The 20,529-nt window shown below is 69.6% G+C and carries 24 protein-coding genes and 1 pseudogene; 15 read left to right on the top strand and 10 right to left on the bottom strand.

The window, feature by feature from the left end; all coding sequences use genetic code 11:
• Nucleotides 1–107: 107 nt before the first annotated feature.
• Nucleotides 108–371: a MarR family winged helix-turn-helix transcriptional regulator gene (locus ACZ7M2_RS28640; protein WP_471597713.1), complete on the top strand. Its 264-nt coding sequence runs from the start codon at nucleotides 108–110 to the stop codon at nucleotides 369–371.
• Between the two features lie 50 nt (nucleotides 372–421).
• On the opposite strand, the gene ACZ7M2_RS28635 is transcribed toward ACZ7M2_RS28640, so the two are convergent.
• From ACZ7M2_RS28635 to ACZ7M2_RS28620, 4 genes are read right to left on the bottom strand one after another with little or no spacing between them, the layout of a single operon-like run.
• Complete coding sequence (locus tag ACZ7M2_RS28635; RefSeq protein WP_471597712.1) at nucleotides 422–1,171, bottom strand: SDR family NAD(P)-dependent oxidoreductase; 750 nt, start codon at nucleotides 1,169–1,171, stop codon at nucleotides 422–424.
• Nucleotides 1,172–1,183: 12 nt separating this feature from the next.
• The gene (locus tag ACZ7M2_RS28630) at nucleotides 1,184–1,381 is read right to left on the bottom strand and encodes a hypothetical protein (RefSeq protein ID WP_471597827.1); all 198 of its coding nucleotides are present in this window, start codon (nucleotides 1,379–1,381) and stop codon (nucleotides 1,184–1,186) included.
• Nucleotides 1,348–1,740 carry an SDR family oxidoreductase gene (locus ACZ7M2_RS28625; protein ID WP_471597711.1) on the bottom strand — a complete coding sequence of 131 codons (393 nt, stop codon included), beginning with the start codon at nucleotides 1,738–1,740 and terminating at the stop codon, nucleotides 1,348–1,350. The genes ACZ7M2_RS28630 and ACZ7M2_RS28625 overlap by 34 nt, the downstream gene beginning before the upstream one ends.
• Complete coding sequence (locus ACZ7M2_RS28620) at nucleotides 1,730–1,882, bottom strand: hypothetical protein (RefSeq protein ID WP_471597710.1); 153 nt, start codon at nucleotides 1,880–1,882, stop codon at nucleotides 1,730–1,732. The genes ACZ7M2_RS28625 and ACZ7M2_RS28620 overlap by 11 nt, the downstream gene beginning before the upstream one ends.
• 176 nt (nucleotides 1,883–2,058) lie before the next feature.
• On the opposite strand from ACZ7M2_RS28620, the pseudogene ACZ7M2_RS28615 reads away from it, so the two are divergent.
• Together ACZ7M2_RS28615 and ACZ7M2_RS28610 are read left to right on the top strand one after the other, a co-directional pair.
• A pseudogene (locus ACZ7M2_RS28615) lies at nucleotides 2,059–2,133 on the top strand (TetR family transcriptional regulator); the annotation flags it as partial.
• A gap of 45 nt (nucleotides 2,134–2,178) precedes the next feature.
• Nucleotides 2,179–2,700, top strand: coding sequence for a hypothetical protein (locus ACZ7M2_RS28610; RefSeq protein ID WP_471597709.1), 522 nt, complete (start codon nucleotides 2,179–2,181; stop codon nucleotides 2,698–2,700).
• On the opposite strand, the gene ACZ7M2_RS28605 is transcribed toward ACZ7M2_RS28610, so the two are convergent.
• Together ACZ7M2_RS28605 and ACZ7M2_RS28600 are read right to left on the bottom strand one after the other, a co-directional pair.
• Nucleotides 2,670–3,122 carry an organic hydroperoxide resistance protein gene (locus ACZ7M2_RS28605; protein ID WP_471597708.1) on the bottom strand — a complete coding sequence of 151 codons (453 nt, stop codon included), beginning with the start codon at nucleotides 3,120–3,122 and terminating at the stop codon, nucleotides 2,670–2,672. The genes ACZ7M2_RS28610 and ACZ7M2_RS28605 overlap by 31 nt on opposite strands.
• Nucleotides 3,123–3,263: 141 nt before the next feature.
• A complete protein-coding gene (locus tag ACZ7M2_RS28600) occupies nucleotides 3,264–3,875 on the bottom strand; it encodes a TetR/AcrR family transcriptional regulator (RefSeq protein ID WP_471597707.1) in 612 nt (203 codons plus the stop codon).
• Between the two features lie 154 nt (nucleotides 3,876–4,029).
• Here ACZ7M2_RS28600 and ACZ7M2_RS28595 point away from each other — a divergent pair, with 154 nt between their 5' ends.
• The 7 genes from ACZ7M2_RS28595 (at nucleotide 4,030) to ACZ7M2_RS28565 (ending at nucleotide 12,620) form a co-directional block, all read left to right on the top strand.
• A complete protein-coding gene (locus ACZ7M2_RS28595; protein WP_471597706.1) occupies nucleotides 4,030–4,608 on the top strand; it encodes an ester cyclase in 579 nt (192 codons plus the stop codon).
• Between the two features lie 333 nt (nucleotides 4,609–4,941).
• On the top strand, nucleotides 4,942–5,850 hold the full coding sequence (locus ACZ7M2_RS28590; RefSeq protein ID WP_471597705.1) for a helix-turn-helix domain-containing protein: 909 nt from the start codon (nucleotides 4,942–4,944) through the stop codon (nucleotides 5,848–5,850).
• A 214-nt stretch (nucleotides 5,851–6,064) separates the two neighbouring features.
• Nucleotides 6,065–8,056, top strand: a complete 1,992-nt coding sequence (locus ACZ7M2_RS28585; protein WP_471597704.1) for a maleylacetate reductase and hydroxyquinol 1,2-dioxygenase domain-containing protein — start codon at nucleotides 6,065–6,067, stop codon at nucleotides 8,054–8,056.
• A 14-nt stretch (nucleotides 8,057–8,070) separates the two neighbouring features.
• Entirely contained in the window at nucleotides 8,071–9,834 is a 1,764-nt protein-coding gene (locus tag ACZ7M2_RS28580; protein ID WP_471597703.1) for an FAD-dependent oxidoreductase, read from the top strand.
• 115 nt (nucleotides 9,835–9,949) lie between these two features.
• Nucleotides 9,950–10,732: a CoA transferase subunit A gene (locus tag ACZ7M2_RS28575; RefSeq protein ID WP_352047478.1), complete on the top strand. Its 783-nt coding sequence runs from the start codon at nucleotides 9,950–9,952 to the stop codon at nucleotides 10,730–10,732.
• On the top strand, nucleotides 10,732–11,376 hold the full coding sequence (locus ACZ7M2_RS28570) for a CoA transferase subunit B (RefSeq protein WP_352047477.1): 645 nt from the start codon (nucleotides 10,732–10,734) through the stop codon (nucleotides 11,374–11,376). Before ACZ7M2_RS28575 ends, ACZ7M2_RS28570 begins: the two co-directional genes overlap by 1 nt.
• Before the next feature lie 53 nt (nucleotides 11,377–11,429).
• On the top strand, nucleotides 11,430–12,620 hold the full coding sequence (locus ACZ7M2_RS28565) for a thiolase family protein (RefSeq protein ID WP_471597702.1): 1,191 nt from the start codon (nucleotides 11,430–11,432) through the stop codon (nucleotides 12,618–12,620).
• Nucleotides 12,621–12,635: 15 nt separating this feature from the next.
• Here the strand turns inward: ACZ7M2_RS28565 and ACZ7M2_RS28560 are convergent, their stop codons facing one another.
• Complete coding sequence (locus tag ACZ7M2_RS28560) at nucleotides 12,636–13,097, bottom strand: MarR family winged helix-turn-helix transcriptional regulator (protein WP_471597701.1); 462 nt, start codon at nucleotides 13,095–13,097, stop codon at nucleotides 12,636–12,638.
• Nucleotides 13,098–13,182: 85 nt separating this feature from the next.
• On the opposite strand from ACZ7M2_RS28560, the gene ACZ7M2_RS28555 reads away from it, so the two are divergent.
• Together ACZ7M2_RS28555 and ACZ7M2_RS28550 are read left to right on the top strand one after the other, a co-directional pair.
• Nucleotides 13,183–13,743, top strand: coding sequence for an NADPH-dependent FMN reductase (locus ACZ7M2_RS28555; protein WP_352047474.1), 561 nt, complete (start codon nucleotides 13,183–13,185; stop codon nucleotides 13,741–13,743).
• A 114-nt stretch (nucleotides 13,744–13,857) separates the two neighbouring features.
• Nucleotides 13,858–14,922 carry an LLM class flavin-dependent oxidoreductase gene (locus ACZ7M2_RS28550; RefSeq protein WP_471597700.1) on the top strand — a complete coding sequence of 355 codons (1,065 nt, stop codon included), beginning with the start codon at nucleotides 13,858–13,860 and terminating at the stop codon, nucleotides 14,920–14,922.
• Between the two features lie 276 nt (nucleotides 14,923–15,198).
• On the opposite strand, the gene ACZ7M2_RS28545 is transcribed toward ACZ7M2_RS28550, so the two are convergent.
• A complete protein-coding gene (locus ACZ7M2_RS28545) occupies nucleotides 15,199–15,873 on the bottom strand; it encodes a hypothetical protein (protein ID WP_471597699.1) in 675 nt (224 codons plus the stop codon).
• A gap of 94 nt (nucleotides 15,874–15,967) precedes the next feature.
• Nucleotides 15,968–17,086, bottom strand: coding sequence for a PP2C family protein-serine/threonine phosphatase (locus tag ACZ7M2_RS28540; protein WP_471597698.1), 1,119 nt, complete (start codon nucleotides 17,084–17,086; stop codon nucleotides 15,968–15,970).
• Between the two features lie 196 nt (nucleotides 17,087–17,282).
• Here ACZ7M2_RS28540 and ACZ7M2_RS28535 point away from each other — a divergent pair, with 196 nt between their 5' ends.
• Together ACZ7M2_RS28535 and ACZ7M2_RS28530 are read left to right on the top strand one after the other, a co-directional pair.
• Nucleotides 17,283–17,882 carry a TetR/AcrR family transcriptional regulator gene (locus ACZ7M2_RS28535; RefSeq protein WP_471597697.1) on the top strand — a complete coding sequence of 200 codons (600 nt, stop codon included), beginning with the start codon at nucleotides 17,283–17,285 and terminating at the stop codon, nucleotides 17,880–17,882.
• A gap of 88 nt (nucleotides 17,883–17,970) precedes the next feature.
• Entirely contained in the window at nucleotides 17,971–18,972 is a 1,002-nt protein-coding gene (locus tag ACZ7M2_RS28530) for a zinc-dependent alcohol dehydrogenase family protein (protein WP_471597696.1), read from the top strand.
• Between the two features lie 171 nt (nucleotides 18,973–19,143).
• On the opposite strand, the gene ACZ7M2_RS28525 is transcribed toward ACZ7M2_RS28530, so the two are convergent.
• Entirely contained in the window at nucleotides 19,144–19,593 is a 450-nt protein-coding gene (locus ACZ7M2_RS28525) for a MarR family winged helix-turn-helix transcriptional regulator (protein WP_471597695.1), read from the bottom strand.
• Nucleotides 19,594–19,670: 77 nt separating this feature from the next.
• Here ACZ7M2_RS28525 and ACZ7M2_RS28520 point away from each other — a divergent pair, with 77 nt between their 5' ends.
• Nucleotides 19,671–20,498, top strand: a complete 828-nt coding sequence (locus ACZ7M2_RS28520; RefSeq protein WP_471597694.1) for an SDR family oxidoreductase — start codon at nucleotides 19,671–19,673, stop codon at nucleotides 20,496–20,498.
• Nucleotides 20,499–20,529 lie beyond the last annotated feature (31 nt).

The raw sequence follows: 20,529 nt of genomic DNA, 5'->3' as shown, positions 1-20,529 counted from the left end.
GGCGGTCATCTCGGCGTACCCCTCCGAAGTGCTGGCCGTGAGTGGTCGGAAGGTGCCCCCTAGAGGTCGGACTGTGGTCTCTGTCGCTCGGGTCCGACCTGCGCGGAGTGGTCGACGACTGCATGACGGCCGGCGGTCTTTCCCTTGCCGCGCTGGAGCGTGCGGGACTGGTCGAGCGGACGGCGGATCCCCATGACGGACGCTCCAAGCCGGTGCGCCTCACCCCGAAGGGCGCCAAGGCGCTCGCCGCGGGGACAGCGGCGGGGGAACAGGTGTTGCGGGAGGCCTTCGGAGCGATGGGCGCCGAACGGCTGGGGAACCTGGACCAGTTGCTCGACGCCCTCCGGGCGGGCCTGTCGGGAGCCGCTTGACGGGCCGCGACGTGACGGGGTCGGGAACCCCCGTTCGACGGGCTCCCCCCTCAGACTTGTGCCATGCCGCCGTCGACGCTCAGTTCCATGCCTGCGCAGAAGCTGCTCTCGTCGGATGCGAGGAAGACGGCGGCCGCGGCGACCTCCTCGGGGCGTCCCATGCGTCCGAGTGGAATGGCGGATGCGAAGGCCTCTCTGATCGCGTCGGCGCCTTCCTTGGAGTCCGCCTGGCCGTCCAAGATCGGGGTGTCGATCGGGCCGGGGCTGAGGACGTTGACCCGGACGCCGCGGCCCTTGAGCTCCTTGGTCCAGGTGCGGGCATAGGAACGCAGGGCGGCTTTGGTGGCGCTGTAGGTGGTGTACCCCTCGACGCCGATGTGGCCCGCGATCGATCCGACGAGGATGACCGAACCGCCGTCGTTCATCAAGGGCAAGGCCTTCTGGGCGGTGAAGAGGGTGCCCCGGGCATTCACGTTGAAGGTACGGTCGAAACCCGCTTCGGTGATCCGGCCGAACACCTGCGGTTCGACCAGACCTGAGTTGGCGACGACGACGTCGATCTTCCTTTTCTCCTCCGCGACGGTCCGGAAGAGCCGGTCGAGGTCGGCGGAGACGCTGACGTCACCCTGGACGGCCGTGACGTTCCTGCCGATCTCGTCCTTCGCCTTCTCCAGTTCGGGCCGGCGCCGTCCGGTGATGAACACGAAGGCACCTTCCTCCACGAACTGTTGCGCGGTGGCAAATCCGATACCGCTACTGCCGCCGGTGACGACGGCGACCTTTCCGTCCAGCCTGTTCATGGCTGTGACCTTTCATGTGTGCGTCGTATCAGCTCTGGTGCCCGATCCCCGCACAAGGAACGGGCGGGTTCGGATGGCGGTGCGGCCGCCGTCGACGGCGATGGTCGCGCCGGTGACTTGGCCGGCCTTCGGCGAGACGACGAAGGCGACGACTTCGGCGGGCTCGGCCACGCGTTTCATCGCAGTGGTCCCGCCGAGGCCGTCGAACAGGTCGCGAGCATGGGGCCGGGTGTGGGCGGGACCGGGGGCAACCGTGTTGAGCGGACGCCGCGGCCGCTGTACTCGGCCGCCCAGCCTTGCGTCATGGATGCCGGCGCGGCCTTGGTCGCGCCGTACGCGGCACCGGTGGCCACGCCGAGGCTGCCCGCCATGCTGCCGATATTGATCACGTTACCCGATCCCTTCGCCGCCGTCGCCAGGGCGAATACCGCGACGACGAAGCACGCCGCGCGCACGTTGCCGACGAACATCGCGTCGTAGCCGGAGACCTTCGTCTCCCCGTTCGGTGCCCAGACCGCGTGCCCGGCGTTGTTGTCTAGGACGTCGACCTCACCTGCCTCACGCCTCACCGGCCTCGGCGGCCGGCCGGTCGATGCCGGCTGAGTCCTCGAGGTCCGCCTCGACGCACCGGACGGAGCCGCCGTCCGCGTTGATCTCGTGGAGAGCGGTAGTGGATTGCAAGTCGAGGTTGTCCTCGCGCTCCACAGACATGGGATGCGCCTTCGAAGACAGACAGATCTGTCTGCCCATGGTCACCTCATGGTCACCCATGTCTGAGCAGATGCGGTCCCCTCGGGAACGCAGGGTGGCCGCACGGGCGCGGCTGTCGGCCGCCGGCCACCGCCGACGCGCTGTTCTACGCCGAGGGAGTCCAGTAGTCGGTCGGGATCGACCACGTCATCGAGCACGCCAAAGTCGCCAAGGCAACGCTGTACGGCGCCTTCGGCAGCAAGGACGGCCTGGTCCGCGCCTGTCTCCAGGCACGGCACGCGGCGACCGCCGAGCGCATGGCACGCGGACTCGAAGCCCGCTACGACATCCCGAAAGAGCGCCTGGTCGGCGCGTTCGAGGTGCGGGGGCTGTCGTTCACCGAGCCGGGGTTCCGCGGCTGCGCGTTCATCGGCGCGAGTGCCGACGCCTGCCGGGCGGTGTCGTCGAACAGGCCGCGCAGGACTACCGCGCTTGGCTGCACGAGCTGTTCTTCGACCTCGCCCAGCAGGCAGGCGCCACGGGCGAGAAGTCACTCGCCCACCGGCTGGCCGCCGCGCCCGCACGGGTGCCGCTCGATCCTGCTCTACGACGGCACCTGGATCAGTGCCTGGCCGGACCACGACCCCAGCGCCGAGACAGCGGCCCGCGCCGTAGCCGCGCCCCTGGTCGAGGCCGCCATCCTGGACGGAGACGGACCGCCCGACGGCGACCACGACCACCAGTCGTTGTGGTGGCCCAACCCGGAAGGAGCCGCTCCCCCGCCGGGAGTGAGCCGGGCCGGGCCGACTCAGTCGCCGACGCCCGGGGTGACCCCGTGACCGTTGGCGGTCAAGGTGACGTCGATATTGCCCCGGGTGGCGTTCGAGTAGGGACACACCTGATGTGCGGCCGCGACGATCTGCGCTGCCTGCTCGGGATCCGAGATCTGCGGCAGGGTCACGTGAAGCTCCACGGCAAGTGCGAAACCGCGATCCTCCGTGGGCAGGAGGCTGACCCGGCTCTCGATCGAAGCGTCACCCGTTCCGACCCTTTCGCGACGGCCCACCACGCCGAGTGCGCCCTCGAAGCAGGCCGCATAACCCACCGCGAAGAGCTGTTCGGGGTTCGTGCCACCCCCCTCGCCGCCCATCTCCTTCGGCGCGCGGAGCTGAACGTCCAGGGCTCCGTCATGAGTGCGCCCGTGGCCGTTCACACGGCCGCCGGTCACGGTTGCCTCCGCCGTGTAGAGAACTCGTGCCATCTCGATCTCCCTTCCGGACCTGCGGATTGCCCCGGCCCACGGCCGGGACCTTTCCAAAGTCTGCCGTTGATCGCACCTCGACGAACCCATCCGTAGGGCACGAGCGACCGGTCACTCCCGCGTCCGGTTCGGCGAACGGTGTCAGCGAAGGGTGGCGACCGAAGTACGGTAGAGGACTTCCTCGGCGCGCTCCCATGACCAGCCGTTCTCCACCACGAGCGTTCGCCAGCCGGTGGGACCGAACCAGTACCAGAGAAGGTCAGCCGTCTCCTGCACCGAGTGGGAGGGCGGCGGAGTCAGCTGGTGCAGGTGCTGGGCGGTCGCGCGCAGTGCGTCCCGGTAGGCCGCGGTCGCGCGCTCCCACAGGGCCTCGCCGTTCTCATGCACGGGCAGCGCCTTGCGGATCGCTTCATGCACGGCGAACTGCCCCTCGTTGCCCATCCGCGTGCCATGGGCCAGGGCTTTCAGGACCGACTCCGGTGTCCGCAGAGCGAGCAGGTCCTCCATGGCCTGCTCGTAACCAGAAGCGATCACACCCTGGTCGACGATCCGGTTCAGGATGTCGCTCTTGCTCCCGACACTCGCAAAGACGGTCTTCGAGGCGACGCCGGCCGCTGAAGCGATGTCGGCGACGGTCACGCGACCGTAGCCACGCTCGGCGAACAGTTCCGTGGCCTGCCCGAGGATCAGTGCCCGCGTCCGTGCGGCGGCCTGCTCGCGCAGCGGGGAGACGTAGCGGCGCTTGGACGGCATTGCGTCATCCTAAGGCGTGAATTCATTAGGCGTGCTATAACCTCAATATCTCCGGCCGGCCACGCGCTCGGCCTGGCTACGACCGCCCCCTGTCCCCCTCGGACCGGTCGGCGTCACCCCTCAGATCGCACACCCGTCGAAAAGGATCAACGCAATGGGCATGGATGCCACGGACCTGGCCCACGGACTCTTCCGGGTCCTCGAGACAGGCGATCCGGCACTGGCCGCAGAGGTGGTGCACGAGGACTTCCACAACCGCGAGGCAGCCGTGTCACCCACGGCCTGCGCACTCCCCGGACCGGCGGGAGTCCTTGCCTCAGGCGCGTGGATGCGCTTCGCCTTCAGCGACCTGACCTTCCCCGTCCTCGGCATCGCCCGCAACGACGAACAGGTCTGGGTAAGGCTTCGCATGCAGGGCCGCCACACAGGTCCGTTCGTCCGCTTCCGTGACGGCGCTCTCGACCAGGCCATACCCCCCACCGGGCGTGACATCGACTTCGAACAGATCCACGTGCTCGAACTCCGCGACGGCAAAGTGGTCGGACACGAAGCGGTGCGCGACGACATGACCATGCTCGGCCAACTCGGCGTCTTCCCGCCCACTCCGGCCACCGCGCTACGCATGGTCGCCTGGCGTGTGACCGGAAGGGCCACGCGCACCGCGACCGACGTCACGGCGAAAGCCGTCGAGGCGGCCGGTCGCCTGCAGGGCAACCCGGATCCGAACCACTGAGCCGCCGAACCGCTGAGTCGCCGAGTCGCTGAGCCGAAAGCCTCCTCGGCGTCCTGGCGCGCCAGGCTCCACCGGGACCACACGGACATCGTTCACGCAACCACCCGACGACCGCGTCGTCCCGGGCGGCCACGCCTCCGGTGGGGTCGCGACCGGTGGGCCCGGTCCGGCTGCCCGCGCCGATAGCGGGGCGGGTTCCGGACCCGGCCCGCCCGACCTGACCATTCGTCGGCGTCCCGCCGACCGACACACCTCCTCCCCCGGCGGGAATATCCGACAATGATTTAGCACTCAACAATATGGACCTGATCGCCGACCGTATGGGAGGCTCGCATGGGCACCACCGCCGAGATCGGGGATGGAACGATGTCTGAGCTGGGCCTCCTCGACACCGGTGGCATCCTGCGCCAGGCATGGGTCGCCCCGGACCGGACGAGCTCGGGCCTGGGCTGGGAGCACGCATATCTGTCCACCCAGCGGGAAACGCCGTACCACTCGACCTTCGACAGCGCCCCCACTCATCTGCTGATCCTTCACCTCAGTGGCCCGGTGACCGTCCGGCGTCGGTCCGGCCGGGCGATGCGGGCCCAGCGGATTCCGGCAGGGGGGCTCTTCGTCCACCCGGCGGGTCGCGCGCTGGACGTCGAACTCCAGGGGGGCCTCGACACCGTCCACCTCTATCTCAGCGACTCGGCCCTCCAGGAAGCGCACGGCGGCCGCGGAGCGGTGGAACTCGCCGAGGAACTGGGCAGCTCGGATCCCCTGATCGAGCAGGTCATGCTGGCCCTGGACGGCGCCGTGCGGCAGTGGGAACCCTCCGCGCGCACCTACGTCGATCACCTCGTCGGCATGCTCGCCGCCCAGCTCGCCCACGCGCACACGGCCGGTCGGCCTCCGGCCGCGGCCGGCGCGATGTCGGGACTGACGACTCAACAGCTCGTGTCCGCACGGGAGTTGATGGAGCAACACATCTCCGACCCGTTGCGCGTCTCCGATCTGGCCGCGGCCACCGGGCTCAGCGCGAGCCAGTTCAGTCGGCAGTTCAGGACCAGCACCGGAAAATCTCCGCACCAGTTCCTGTTGCAACTGCGGCTGGACCACGCACGCCGGATGCTGCGCACCACGGTCCTGCCCATCCCCGACGTGGCCGTCCACTGCGGTTTCTCCCATCAGGAACACCTGACGCGCGTGATGCGCGCCAAGCTCGGCACGACCCCCGCCGCGGTCCGACGCGCGGGCTGACGCCGCGTTCCACGGCCCGCCCCGGCCCGTCCCGCCCGCCCCTCTCCTCCGGCGCACCGCGGGCACCACATCCGCCCCGCGCCCCCGCCAGAGCCACCGCACTGCGCCGATCCTGCAGAAACACGCGCGAAACGTGCAGGAGTCCGAGCGCCCGCCGTCCCCACACTCGGTGTCAGAAATTCAGGGACCCACGGCAACGCGAAGGCGGACCCCCATGAGGAATTTCGTGTACACCTCCCATCCCTCGCGGATCGTCTTCGGCACCGGAACGGTCAGCCAGGTCCGCGAGGAGGTCGAGCGACTCGGCTGTTCCCGAGTCCTCCTCCTGTCCACTCCGTCGGTGGCCAAGGCCGCCGCCCGGGTGCGTGATGCCCTCGGTGACGTCATCGTGGCGGAGTTCGACGGTGCCACCATGCACACTCCGGTCGACGTGACCGAACGGGCCCTCGACGTCCTGCGGAAACACTCCGCCGACTGCCTGGTGGCCGTCGGCGGCGGTTCCACCACGGGGCTGGCCAAGGCACTCGCGCTCCGCACCGATCTGCCGCAGCTGATCCTTCCCACCACCTACGCGGGTTCCGAAGTCACCCCCGTCCTCGGCGAGACGCAGGACGGACGCAAGACCACCGTGGCCTCCCCCGCGATCCTGCCCGAGACCGTCGTCTACGACGTCGAGTTCACCCTCGGCCTGCCGGTGGGCCTGTCGGTCACCAGCGCGGTCAACGCCATGGCCCACGCCGTGGAAGCCCTGTACGCGCCACAGGCGAACCCTGTCATCGACGCCATGGCGCTCGACGCGATCGCGCTGAGCGCCCGCGCCCTGCCGGCGCTCGTGGCCGAGCCGTCCGACACCGCGGCACGCGCCGACCTCCTGCATGCCGCGTGGCTGGCCGGTACCTGCCTCGGCTCCGTCGGTATGGGCCTGCATCACAAGCTGTGCCACACGCTGGGGGGCGCCTTCGACTTGGCGCACGCCGCGACGCACACCGTGATCCTGCCGCACGCGATGGCCTACAACGCCCCGGCCGCCGGGGACGCCATGAGTCGCATCGCCGGCGCACTCGGCGTGCCGGACGCTCCGAGCGGGATGTTCGACCTGATCACCTTGCTCGGGGGCCCCACCTCGCTGCGTGAGCTGGGCATGGCGGAGGCGGAACTGGCGCAGGCCGCGCGGCTGGCGGTCGCCACGCCATACCCCAACCCCCGTGAGCTGACGCCCACGGGAATCGAGAGCCTGTTGCGCGACGCCTGGCAGGGCCGCCGTCCGACGGTTCCCGCGGCGCCGACTCCTGCTCCGCGAACCCCTGGGCCGTCGGCCCCCGCGGAGCACGGAGTGGCTTCGGACGTGGAGCGCCTGACCGCTCAGGTGGTGGAGAGCTTCGCGGACGCACCCGATCCGCGGGGCAGGCAGCTGATCAGCGACCTCGTACGGCACCTGCACCACTTCGTGACGAGCAATGACGTCACCGAATCCGAGTGGGAGCGGGCCATCGACTTCCTGACCCGTACCGGACAGATCTCCACCAGCACCCGCCAGGAGTTCGTGCTGCTGTCCGACACGCTCGGGGTCTCCAGCATCGTCGACCTGCTCACCCATTCACGCACCCCGCAGACCACACCGTCAGCGGTCCTCGGCCCCTTCTACACGGACGGGCCGCCGGAAACCGCACAGGGCGGCGACATCTCACAGGGCGTGGCCGGCACTCCTCTGTGGGCCGACATCCTCATCACCGACACGGACGGACGGCCCGTGCCGGATGCCGTCACGGACGTCTGGCAGGCCAACAAGGACGGTTTCTACGACGTCCAGCTGCCCGAGTTCGACGGACCGGTGCTGCGGGGCCGCCTGCGCACCGATGAGCAGGGACGCCTGCGCTTCTGGACGACCCTGCCGGCCGAGTACCCGATCCCGGACGACGGACCGGTGGGACAGCTGCTCCAAGCCGTCGAACGTCATCCCTACCGTGCGCCCCACCTGCACTTCATGATCTCCGCCGCCGGTCACCAGCGCCTGATCACCCAGCTGTTCGTGAAGGGCGGCCACTACATCGACTCCGACACCGTGTTCGGCGTCAAGGAGGGCCTGATCGTGGATTTCACACCCCGGATCGGGCCGACCCCGGACGGCCGTGCCGTCGACGGGGAGTGGCGCAGCCTGCAGTTCACCTTCCGCATCGCCCGCCTGGCCGACGGCCCCGCACACTGACCTGGAGCAGTCTCATGGACTCGACCCACACCTACGACACCGACGTCCTCGTGGTCGGCAGTGGCCCCGCCGGTGGATCCGCGGCCCTGCTCCTGGCCACGTACGGCATTCGCACGCTGCTCGTCACCAAGTACGGCTGGCTGGCCGACACCCCCCGTGCGCACATCACCAACCAGCGCACGATGGAGGTACTGCGCGACCTCGGCGTGGACGGCGAAGCCGCCGCGGCCGGCAGCCCCGCCGAACTCATGGGCGACACCGTTCTGTGCACCGCCCTGGCCGGCGAGGAGATCGGCCGGATCCGCAGCTGGGGCACCGGCCCGCACGCGGCGACCGAGTACGGTGCCGCCAGCCCCGCGCAGATGATCGACCTTCCGCAGACCTTCCTGGAACCGATCCTGGTGAAGAACGCCGCGGCGCGAGGAGCCAAGATCCGTTTCGACACCGAGTTCCTCAGCCTGGAACAGGACGCCGACGGCGTCACCGCCCGGCTCCGGGACCGGGTGCGCGGCGACGAGTTCACCGTGCGAGCCCGCTACCTGATCGGCGCGGACGGCGGCCGCAGCGGCGTGGCGGAGCAGATCGGACTGCCGATCGACGGGCAGAGCGGCAAGGCCGGCAGCATGAACATCGTCTTCAAGGCCGACCTGTCCCGGCACGTGGCCCACCGCCCGAGCGTTCTGTACTGGGTGATGCGTCCCGGCGCCCACATGGGCGGCATCGGCATGGGGCTGGTGCGCATGGTGCGGCCGTGGAACGAATGGCTGCTGGTGTGGGGATACGACATCGAGCAGCCCCCGCCCCACATGGACGAGGCGACCGCCCGTGACATCGTCCACGACCTCATCGGCGACCGCGACATTCCCGTCGAGATCATGTCGAGCTCGCTGTGGACGGTCAACCACAGCTATGCCACGACATATTCGTCCGGGCGGGTCTTCTGCGCAGGGGACGCGGTGCACCGGCACCCGCCGTCCAACGGCCTCGGTTCCAACACCTCGATCCAGGACTCGTACAACCTCGCCTGGAAGCTCGCCATGGTCATCCGCGGGCAGGCCGGCCCGGGGCTCCTCGACACGTACACCGCGGAGCGGGCACCGGTCGGCCGGCAGATCGTCGATCGCGCCAACCTCAGCCGTGACCAGTTCGGCCCGATCTTCCAGGCACTGGGACTCGACGAGTACAGCGAGGAGGAGGACATCGTCGACGGTCTCGCCGCGTGCCGCAGCGGGACGGCCGAGGGCACCAAGCGACGGCAGGCGCTGGAAGAGGCCATTCAGCTCAAGAACTACGAGTTCAACGCCCATGGCGTGGAGATGAACCAGCGCTACGACTCCTCCGCGGTCGTCCAGGACACCGGCGCCGCCGAGGAATGGACCCGGGATCCGGAGCTCTTCCACCGGCCGACGACCCGCCCCGGCGCGAAACTCCCGCACGCCTGGCTCGTCGACGGCAACGGCCACCGCCTGTCCACACTGGACGTCGTCGGCAAGGGCACCCTCACGCTGGTCACCGGCCTGTCGGGTGGCGTGTGGGAGTCGGCCGCGGCCGACTGCGCCGAAGCTCTGGGGATTCCCCTGAAGTGCGTCCGCATCGGTGCCGAGGACAGCCGCGACGCCTACGGCGAGTGGCGCCGGACATCGGAGGTGGCCGAGGACGGGTGCCTGCTCGTCCGCCCGGACGGACACATCGCCTGGCGGGCCTCCTCGGCGCCGGACGCCGGTTCCGCGGCATACGGCGAGCTGCTCGAAGCCCTGAGGACCGTACTGCACCGTTGACGACCGCGACGCGGCACCCGCGTACAGCCACACACCCACACCCCACACGGAAACCCGAACAGAGGCAGACACCGCTCGGGGCGAGTCTGCCGGACCGGAACGGAGCGCAGTGCACATGGACAAGGTGGTTGCCACGGCCGAGGAGGCACTGGCCGGCGTCATGGACGGAGCGTCCCTGGCCGTGGGCGGTTTCGGCCTCAGCGGCGTCCCCGACGTGCTGATCCGCGCGCTGTACGCGACCGGTGCGACCGGGCTGAGCGTGGTCTCCAACAACTGCGGCGTGGACGGCGGCGGTCTGGGCATCCTGCTCGCCGCCGGTCGCATAGCCCGCGTCACCGGCTCGTACGTCGGCGACAACAAGGAGTTCGCCCGCCAGTACCTCTCCGGTGAACTGCTGGTCGAACTGACGCCGCAGGGCACGCTCGCCGAGCGCCTGCGCGCCGGCGGATGCGGCATCCCCGCCTTCTTCACGCCCGCCGGTGTCGGTACCCAGGTAGCCGAGGGCGGCCTGCCCTGGCGCTACGCCCCCGACGGCACCGTGGCCGTCACCTCACCTCCCAAGGAGGTCCGCGAGTTCGACGGCCGGCGTCATGTGCTCGAACGCGGCATCACCACCGACTTCGCACTGGTGCGGGCGGCCAGGGGCGACCGCCACGGCAATCTCGTCTTCCACCGCTCGGCCCGTAACTTCAACCCGCTCGCCGCGATGGCCGGCCGCGTCACGATCGCCGAGGTCGAGCAGCTGGCCGAGCCCGGCGAGCTCGACCCGGACGAGATCCATCTCCCCGGCGTGTTCGTCCAGCGTGTGGTGGAACTGACGCCGGAGCAGGCCGCGGACAAACACATCGAACGGCGCACTGTCTCCGCGCCGTCGGCACGAGGGACGGTGCGGCACTGATGCCATGGACCAGGAACGAGATGGCCGCGCGCGCGGCGGCGGAGATCCAGGACGGCGACTACGTCAACCTCGGCATCGGACTGCCCACGCTGGTGCCCGAGCACGTGCCCGAAGGAGTGCACGTGGTGCTCCAGTCGGAGAACGGGGTGCTCGGCGTCGGGCCGTACCCGGCCGAGGAGGACGTGGACCCCGATCTGATCAACGCGGGCAAGGAGACGGTCACCGTACTGCCGGGTGCGAGTTTCTTCGACTCCGCGTTGTCCTTCGGAATGATCAGGGGCGGTCACATCGACACCGCCATTCTGGGAGCCATGCAGGTCTCCGCCACCGGAGATCTCGCCAACTGGATGATCCCGGGCAAGATGGTGAAGGGCATGGGCGGTGCGATGGACCTCATCCACGGCGCCCGCCGAGTCGTCGTCGTCATGGACCACTGCGCCAAGGACGGCAGTGCGAAGCTCGTCGCCGCGTGCACTCTGCCTCTCACCGGTGCGGCCTGCGTCGACCGGGTCATCACCGACCTCGGCGTGCTGGACGTCACCGAGGACGGACTCGTCCTCGTGGAGACCGCTCCCGGCGTCAGCACGGACGAGATCGTCAGCCGTACCGCCGCGCCCGTGCGCGTGCCGGACCCCGTCGCCTGACCCCGATCCAGCACTCCCCCCTCCCCAACTCCCCTCCACCACAAGGAGTCCCGATGAACGAGCGCCTGCGGGACGTCTACGTCGTCGACGCCGTCCGCACCCCGATCGGCCGATACGGCGGTGCCCTGTCCGCCGTGCGCCCGGACGACCTCGCCGCCGGAGTCGTACGTGAACTGCTCCGCCGCAGTCCCGCCCTGGACCCGTCCCTCATCGGTGACGTGTTCTTCGGAAACGCCAACGGCGCCGGGGAGGACAACCGGGACGTCGCCCGTATGGCCGTGCTGCTGGCCGGTCTGCCCGTGACGGTCCCCGGAACCACCGTCAACCGGTTGTGCGGCTCGGGGATGGAGGCGGTCATCCAGGCCGCCCGCGCGGTGGCGCTCGGCGATGCCTCCGTCACCGTGGCCGGCGGAGTGGAGTCCATGAGCCGCGCCCCGTGGGTCCTGCCCAAACCGGAGCGGGCCTTCCCGGTCGGCAACCAGGAGTTGTACTCCACCACCCTCGGCTGGCGGATGGTCAACCCGCGGATGCCCGACGCGTGGACCATCCCGCTCGGCGAGAGCGCCGAGCTGATCGCCGACAAGTACGGCATCACCCGCGAGGCCCAGGACGCCTTCGCGCTCGCCAGTCACGAGAAGGCCGCCCGGGCGTGGAAGGACGGTGCGTACGACGCCGAGGTGGTCCCCGTCGAGAGTGTGGACCTGCCCCGCGACGAGGGGATCCGGGACGACACCTCACTCGAAGCGCTGGCCCGCCTCAAGCCGGTCTTCCGCGCCGGCGGCACGGTCACGGCCGGCAACGCCTCGCCCCTCAACGACGGCGCGGCGGCCCTGCTGCTGGTCGACGAGGCCGGGCTGGCCGAGACGGGCCGTGAGCCGCTGGCCCGGATCCGCGCCAGTGCCGTGACGGGCATCGAGCCGCAGTACTTCGGTCTCGGCCCGGTCGACGCCATCCGCAAGGCCCTGACGAAGGCGGGCCGCACCTTCGACGCCCTGCACACCGTCGAGCTCAACGAGGCATACGCCGCCCAGGCGCTGGGCTGTCTCGCCGCCCTGCCGGAACTCGACTCCGGCATCCTGAACCCGAAGGGCGGCGCCGTCGCCCTCGGGCATCCCCTCGGCGCCTCCGGTGCTCGTATCACCGGAGCGGTTGCCCATCAGCTCGCGGAAGCCGGCTCGGGCACGGGCCTGGCCGCGCTCTGCATCGGCGTCGGGCAGGGCCTGGCCCTGGTCCTGGAGCGCTGAGGCGGCGCCCCCCGGTCAGGATGTCGTCGCCACGCGTTCGAGTGCGGCGGTGAGTGCGGCGAGGTCATGGCCGGCGAGGTTGTCGAGAACGTGCCGTCGGATGCTGGCCAAGTGGGCGGGCCAGGCCTCCTGAAGGCGGGCGAGGCCGTCGTCGGTGAGGACGGCGTTCCAACCGCGCAGGTCTTCCTGGCACTTGGCTCGTTGGACGAATCCCTGCTTTTCGAGGCGGTTGACGACACGCGTCATCCCGCTGAGCGAAAGATTGCAGGCGGTGGCGAGCTCACTCATCCGCATCCGGCGGTGGGGCGCCTCGGACAGGAACATGAGCGGGGTGTACTCGGAAAGGGGCAGCCCTCCGTCGCCGAGCATGTCCGCGTCCACCAGTCGTGGCAGCGCCATCATGACGTGGGCCAGAGCGCGCACGAGCGCTTCCTCGGTCTGGTCCATGGGGCGCAGGGGCTGTTCGTCGTAGGGCATGCCTCACAGCCTATCTCCTTGACACGGCAAGCACTCATACATTTACTTGACTCAGCAAGCACACATACAAGCGAAGGTGCACACCATGACCAGGATCGGCATCATCCTCGGCAGCACGCGCCCCGGACGCAACGGCGAGGCCGTCGCCCACTGGGTGCACGAGCTGGCCACGCACCGCGCCGACGCACAGTACGAACTCGTCGACCTCGTGGACTACAAGCTGCCGCTGCTGGATGAGGCCTACCCGCCGGCGATGGGCCAGTACAGCCAGCCCCACACACAGCAGTGGGCCGCGAAGATCGCCTCGTTCGACGGCTTCGTCATCGTGACCCCCGAGTACAACCACTCGGTGCCCGGCGCGCTGAAGAACGCCATCGACTTCCTGGCGGCCGAGTGGGCCAACAAGGCCGTCGGCTTCGTCAGTTACGGCTCCACCGGCGGCGTCCGCGCCGTCGAGCACCTGCGCCTGATCGCGGGTGAACTGCAGATGGCGGACGTCCGCTCCCAGGTGGCGCTGTCCCTGTTCACCGACTTCGAGAACTTCAGCGTCTTCAAGCCCGCCGACAGCCACCGTGACGCCGTCACCGCCACCCTCGACCAGGTCGTGGCGTGGAGCAACGCCCTCGCTCCGCTGCGCGCCGCCTGACGCGAGGAATCACGGGGCGCCGCCCACCCGTGCCCCGCAGCGGCGTCCGACACCGGTGCGGGGTGCGGGTCCTGAGCCACCTTTCGACCGTTACGGGAAATGAGAAATCCGCCGATGTCAGAACGTGCTGCCTCCCCCGCGGGTGGACACCCGATCACGCTTGGGCTGGACACGTTCGGCGACGTGACCGACGACGCCCAGGGCCGACCGCTCTCGCACGGCGAGACGATCCGTAACCTGGTGGCGGAGGGTGTCCTCGCCGATGAGGCCGGACTCGACCACTTCGCCATCGGTGAGCACCACGTCGACTGGATGCCGCTCTCGGCGGCGGACGTGGTGCTCGGGGCGATCGCGTCGCGTACTTCGCGCATACGTCTGGGATCCGGTGTCACCGTGATCAGCTCGGACGATCCCGTTCGGGTCTACCAGCGGTACGCGACCCTCGACGCCGTGTCCGACGGCCGTGCCGAGGTGATTCTCGGCCGGGGCTCGAGCACGGAGTCCTTCCCGCTGTTCGGCTACGACCTCGGCGATTACGACACCCTGTTCGAGGAGAAGGTCGGCCTCTTCGCCGAACTGCGGAAGGAGAAGCCCGTCTCCTGGTCCGGCAGCACCCGGCCGGCACTGGCGAACCAGCCCGTCTACCCGCACAGCGAGTCCGGAGCGATCCCCACCTGGATCGGTGTCGGCGGAAATCCTCAGTCCGTCGTCCGTGCCGCACGCTACGGATTCCCGCTGATGCTCGCGATCATCAGCGGTCCGACCGCGCGGTTCGCCCCCTTCTCGCAGCTCTTCCGTCAGGCGCTGGAGAAGTTCGGCCGACCCGATGTGCCGGTCGGCGTGCACAGTCCGGGGCATGTGGCCGCGACCGACGAGCAGGCGGTGGAGGAGTTCTGGCCGTACTACGAGAAGACGATGCGCATGATGGCCCGGCAGCGAGGATTCCGCGTCCCGGCATTCGAGCACTTCATGAACGATGTCGGTCCCGGCGGCGGGCTGTTCGTCGGATCACCGGAGACCGTGGCACAGAAGATCGCCATCACCCTCCGGGAGCTCGACGCGAGCCGCTTCGACCTCAAGTACGGGATGAACGGTCTGCCGCACGAGACGCTCATGACCACCATCGAGCTCTTCGGCACCAAGGTGGCCCCGCGGGTGCGGGAGCTGATGGCCTCGTGAGGTGTTCCACCCTCAGGCCGACCGGCGTCGCCGTCCAAGCCGCCTGCGCCCCGTGATGGCTGACACGGGTGCAGGAGGGTCGCGACTGTGGGAGCACGCGACCCATCGGACACGGCTGTAGCCGTCTCCGTCGGGGCGGTGTCCGTGGCCCGCGCACTGAGTGCGCGACGGAGAGCCGACGGATACCGCCCCTTCACGTTGCTGACACCGCAACCCTCGCTCCCTGTCGTGCGTCCGGCCGACGCGCGTGACGTTCAGCCGGGCGGGGACAGGGTTTCAGCTCACGAACTCCTCGTCCCCGTAGCGCACCTCGGCTCGGTTCCAGTCGACGCCGAGTTCGGCCGTGAACCTCTGGGCCACCGGCAGGTCGGCGAGCGGGGCGATGAGGATGAGCCGCCCCTCCAGGGTGACCGAGCCGCCGCCGAGCCGGTCGCGGGCCTCCGCGTCCGCGAGCAGCGCGTCATGCAGACGGGTCCGGCTCACGCCGGGAACCTGGATCTCGACCGCGTCGATGTCCGGCGAGGTGCGCGGCAGGCAGCGGAACGTGAGCACCGATTCCTGGTGGTACTGCTTGGCGACGACGTCGGCGATGTGGTGGAGCCCGTCGCGGCCGACCTGGTCGACGTCGAACTCGCGTGAACGCTCGTAGGTGGCTTTCTTGAGGTCGCCGGACCAGAAGACGCCGTCCAGGAGGGTCGAGGAGCCGGGCCTGGCACCGTTGGCGTGGATGATCTCGCGCACCTCGTGGTCGAAGCGCGTCAGGCGGGTGTGGAGCCGGGAGTCGGCCGGATCCGTGATGATCGCGGTGTTGTCGGTGGCGAAGACCTCCGCAGTGGGGCAACCCCGAGCCGCCGGGCTTGCCGGTGCGCTTCCCGCGCCCGCAGCTCCCAGCGTCAGGGCGGCAACCGTGGCCAGGACGCGCAACTGCCGCCGCATGATGACGTTCTTCATGCGGTGATCAACGAGTCTTGGCCGACTTCGTTGCGTCACCGCCCGCGCCGCACCACGGACCCGACCGCGGGCCCGGGCCACGGCATCCGGCCACCTACACCGGGTACTCCGGTGCCTGGGTGCTCGGGCGCCTCACCGCGAGGGCCGCGATGTCGTCGTTGAGCCTGCCGCCGCTGTAGTGCAGCAGGTCCTGGTGAAGCCGGTCGAGCAGCTCACGGGGCGGCCTCGGGCCCTGCCGCCGCATCCAGTCCGGGAGCGGGAAGAACTCGCCTGTGCGGCCCCGGGTCTCCGATACGCCGTCGGTGTAGAGCAGTAGCTGGTCGCCCGGGGTGAAGTCGACGGTGTCGACGCAGTAGTGGTCTCCGATGAGCGACGCGAGGTGCAGGGGCGGCGAGGGAGCGGTGGGATCCAGGACGCGGATCTTCCCGTGATGCGCGAGCAACGGCGGAGGGTGCCCACAGTTGAGAAGTCTGACGTGGCCGCCGTCGTGCGGGATCTCGACGATGAGAGCGGTGGCGAAGCGCTCCGGCAGGTCCTGCGCCGGAAACGCGGCGCTGTAGCGGTTGATGCTGATCTCCAGACGATGGATGACGCCTCTCAGATCGGGCTCGTCGTACGCGGCCTCCCTGAAGCAGCTGATCACCGCCGAGGCCGCCCCCACCGCGGACAGGCCCTTGCCGCGTACGTCGCCGATGAGCAGCCGGACCCCGTACGACGTGGCGGCGGCTTCATAGAAGTCGCCGCCGATCCGGGCCTGTTGTTGGGCCGCCAGATACAGCGACTCGATCTCGACGTCATCCATGCGGCGTGGCAGAGGGCGCAGCAATACCTTCTGGGCCGCGTCGGCGACGAGGCGGATGTGGAAGAGCGCCTCCTCGCGCTGAAGTCGGACATGGCTCGCGTAGGCGGCCGCCAGGGTGACCGCGACGATCGCCGCCGCGGTGTACTGCGTGCCCAGGTCGGTGTAGACGAAGCTGAGGCCGATCATGACCAGCAGGCAGAACGCGCCCAGCAGGATCGTGGGGAGTACGGGCCACATCGCGGCGGCGAGGGCGGGGGCGGCGGGCAGCAGTCGGCTGACGGCGATCTCCCTCGGTGTGGAGAACGCCAGGCAGGTGATGAGCAGGGTGAGGACAACCGGTGACAGCGGGGCGGCTTCCCACCAGCCACCGCCGAGGGAACGACGGCGCCGCAGCCATCCGGACATGATCACAAAACGCATCATATCGGTCGAAGTAGACATTGAGCGGGGCATCGGGCGGTCAGACCCGGCTCGGGGCCGTAGACGCACGGCGGGACTGCGGGACGGTGGCCCGAAACGTGCGGCGCGAACGCGTGTCGATCCCGGTGGCCGACATTGCCGCCCTTAATCGAACGGACTAGTCTGTTCGATTAAGGGAGGTGCCCGCATGGCGACGCGCACGAGAAGGACGAACACGGTCGAGAAGATCCTGGACACGGCAGCCGACCTGTTCTACGCGAACGGCCTACGGGGCGTCGGCGTGGACCAGGTGATCGCCGCCTCAGGGGTGGCGAAATCCACCCTCTACGTCCACTTCCGCACCAAGGACGAGCTGGTCGCGGCCTACCTGCGCAGAACCGACATATCGTGGCGCGCCCAACTGGAGGCGGCCGCCGAACGGGCGGGCGACGACGCGGCGGCCCGGATCACCGGGCTGTTCGACGCACTGACGGACGCCTTCGACCGGCACGGCTTCTTCGGCTGCCCTTTCGTCAGTGCCGCCGTCGAGACCGCGCTCGACTCCGAGGCCCGGGCCATCACCGTGCAGCACACCGAACGCCGTCACACCTGGCTGACACAGCTCAGCACCGAGGCGGGCGCCGCCGACCCCGACGCCCTCGCCCGCCACCTCGGCCTCCTGATAGACGGCGCCCTCACGTCCGGACGGCTGCTCCAGGACCGCGCGGTGGTGGATCAGGCCAGATCCGCGGCCCGGCGCCTGCTCGACGACCACACCCGCCGCGACACGGCCGACGACGTCCCGTAACAGGCCACCAGGCACACCCGTGACCGCGAGACACCGCACGCCTCCGGCTCCGTACCCACGAACAGCTTCCAGGAAGGAAGGCAGGGCCATGCGCGCAGCGATCCTCGAACAGTTCGGGGCACCCCTGGTACTCAAAGACCTCCCCCGGCCTACCCCCGCCCCGGGCGAGGTCCTGGTGAAGATCGCGGCCAGCGGAGTGAACCCGCTCGACATCAAGATCCGGGCGGGGAAGGCCGCACACGCCCGGACCGTCCTGCCCGCCGTACTCGGCCTCGATCTCGCCGGTGTGGTCGAACAAGTCGGTATTGACGTCACCGGATTCGAAGTCGGCGACGAGGTCTACGGACTCACCGGCGGGGTCGGCGACCTCCAGGGCTCCCTCGCCCAGTACGCGGCGGTCGACGCCCGGTTGCTGGCCGTCAAACCCGCCGCTCTGACCCTGCGCGAAGCCGCCGCACTGCCTCTGGTCTTCATCACGGCGTGGGAGGGCCTGATCGACCGCGCCCGGGTCCGCCCCGGACACAAGGTCCTCATCCACGGCGGAGCCGGTGGCATCGGACACGTGGCCATCCAGATCGCCCGCTCCCACGGCGCCGACGTCTACGCCACCACCTCCCCCGCCCACGCCGACACGGTCGCGCGTCTCGGCGCCACACCCATCGACCGCACCGCGATGTCCGTGGCGGAGTACGTCGGCGAACACACCGGCGGCGAGGGCTTCGACATCGTCTTCGACACCGTCGGCGGTCCCGTGCTCGACGCCTCCTTCACCGCCGTGCGCACGTACACCGGCCACGTCGTCAGCGCACTCGGCTGGGGCACCCACGCCCTCGCTCCCCTCTCCTTCCGGGGCGCCACCTACTCCGGTGTGTTCACCCTGATGCCCATGCTCACCGGCAACCACCGCGCACACCACGGCGAGATCATGCGCGAGGCCACCGCCCTCGTCGAAGCGGGCTCCCTCAAGCCACGGGTCGACCCACGCGCCTTCACCCTCGGCTCCGTCGCCGACGCGCACGCGGCGGTCGAACAGGGCAACGCGGCAGGCAAGGTCGTGGTGGACATCGCCCAGGCTCCCAGCGGACCGTGAGTCGCGCTCCGTATTCCGCCTGTAGTGCCTTTCGGCGGGCGTGGACCAGCTGGAGTGGCTCGCCCCGGCGCTGACCGGTGTTGACGGTTCAGGTTGAACCGGAGTTTTCCGGCGATCCGGTCCCGGTGTGCCCTCGGACATGCACCGGGACGGCGCCGGCCGATACCGCCGTCAGCCCTTGAGCTTGAGGAGTATGCGGGCCAGCTCTTCGAGCTCGGCCGGGTCCAGCCTGTCCGCCAGGACTGGAGACAGGGTTTCGCGGCGGGCGGCGTCCGCGCGCTCGAAGAGGTCGCGGCCCTGCGGTGTGATGGTCACCTCGACGGACCTGGCGTCGGCGGCCGAGGGGGCGCGGGTGACCAGTTCGCGGGCCTGGAGGGCGTCGATCACCCGGGAGACCTGGCTTCGGCTGATCAGCGCACAGGAGCCGAGATCGGTGGCCGACAGCGGCCCGTCCTGGTGGTAGAGCCAGAGCAGTACCTCGAACCAGGAGGCCGGCAGGCGGAAGTCCTCCTCCAGTCGGGCGCTCGCGCGTGAGGTGAGGGCACTGCTCACCCCTACGAGGCGGTAGTACGCCTGATCCTCGACAGGAAGTTCTGCCTGCTTGAGCCTGATGTCCGTCACCAGGTGAGTCTACCAATTTGCGTGCACGCACACACAACTCTAATATGTGTGTGTACACGCATCCATGGAGGTTCGTCATGAAGATCGCCCTCGTCACCGGCACGTCGACCGGCATCGGTCTGGAAACCGCCGTACTCGCCGCAAAGGCGGGCTACGAGGTCATCGCGACCATGCGGAACACCGCCAAGGCCGCAGCGCTGCTCGAGCGGCTGCCCGACGCCGACGTCCGACAGCTCGACGTGACGGATCCCGACTCGGTCAGGGCCTGCGTCGACAGCGTGATCGCCGACCACGGACGACTGGACGCGCTGATCAACAACGCCGGGGCCGGACACCTCGGCACCATCGAGCTGGAGAGCGTCGACGACGTCCGCGACGTCATGGAGGTCAACTTCTTCGGAGTCGTCCAGGTCACCAAGGCCGCGCTGCCGCACCTTCGCGCTGCCGAGGGGCGTCTGATCACGGTCACCAGCGTCGGAGGCGTGGTCGGCCAGCCGTTCAACGAGGCCTATTGCGCGGCCAAGTTCGCGGTCGAGGGCTGGATGGAGAGTCTCGCCCCGGTCGTCGGCAAGCTCGGTGTCGCGGTGAGCGTGATCGAGCCCGGCGCGGTGGCCACCGAGTTCGTCGCGAACGTGCGGGCCGACCGGGACGTCGAGGCCCTGGTCGCCGGAGCCGGGGACTACCAGTCGGTGATCAACGGCTATCTGGCCCGCACCCAGCAGGCGTTCTCCGCGGCCCAGTCGGCGCGGGAGTGCGCGGAGACCGTCGTGGGCGCGCTGACCGCCGCCGAGCCCCGGTTCCGCTACCAGAGCTCCGAGTCCGCGGCCGGCTTCACCGCCGTCAAGCTGGCCGACGCCGACGGCTCGGCCGTGCAGGCTCTGACCACCTCCTGGCTCGGGGCGTGAGCATCTCGGGCCGGAGGACTTCCACCTCGCG

It is taken from the genome of Streptomyces sp. NPDC111507, from assembly GCF_055638955.1.
Note: the sequence above shows the minus strand (reverse complement) of the source record. Positions and strands in the feature narration are given on the sequence as shown.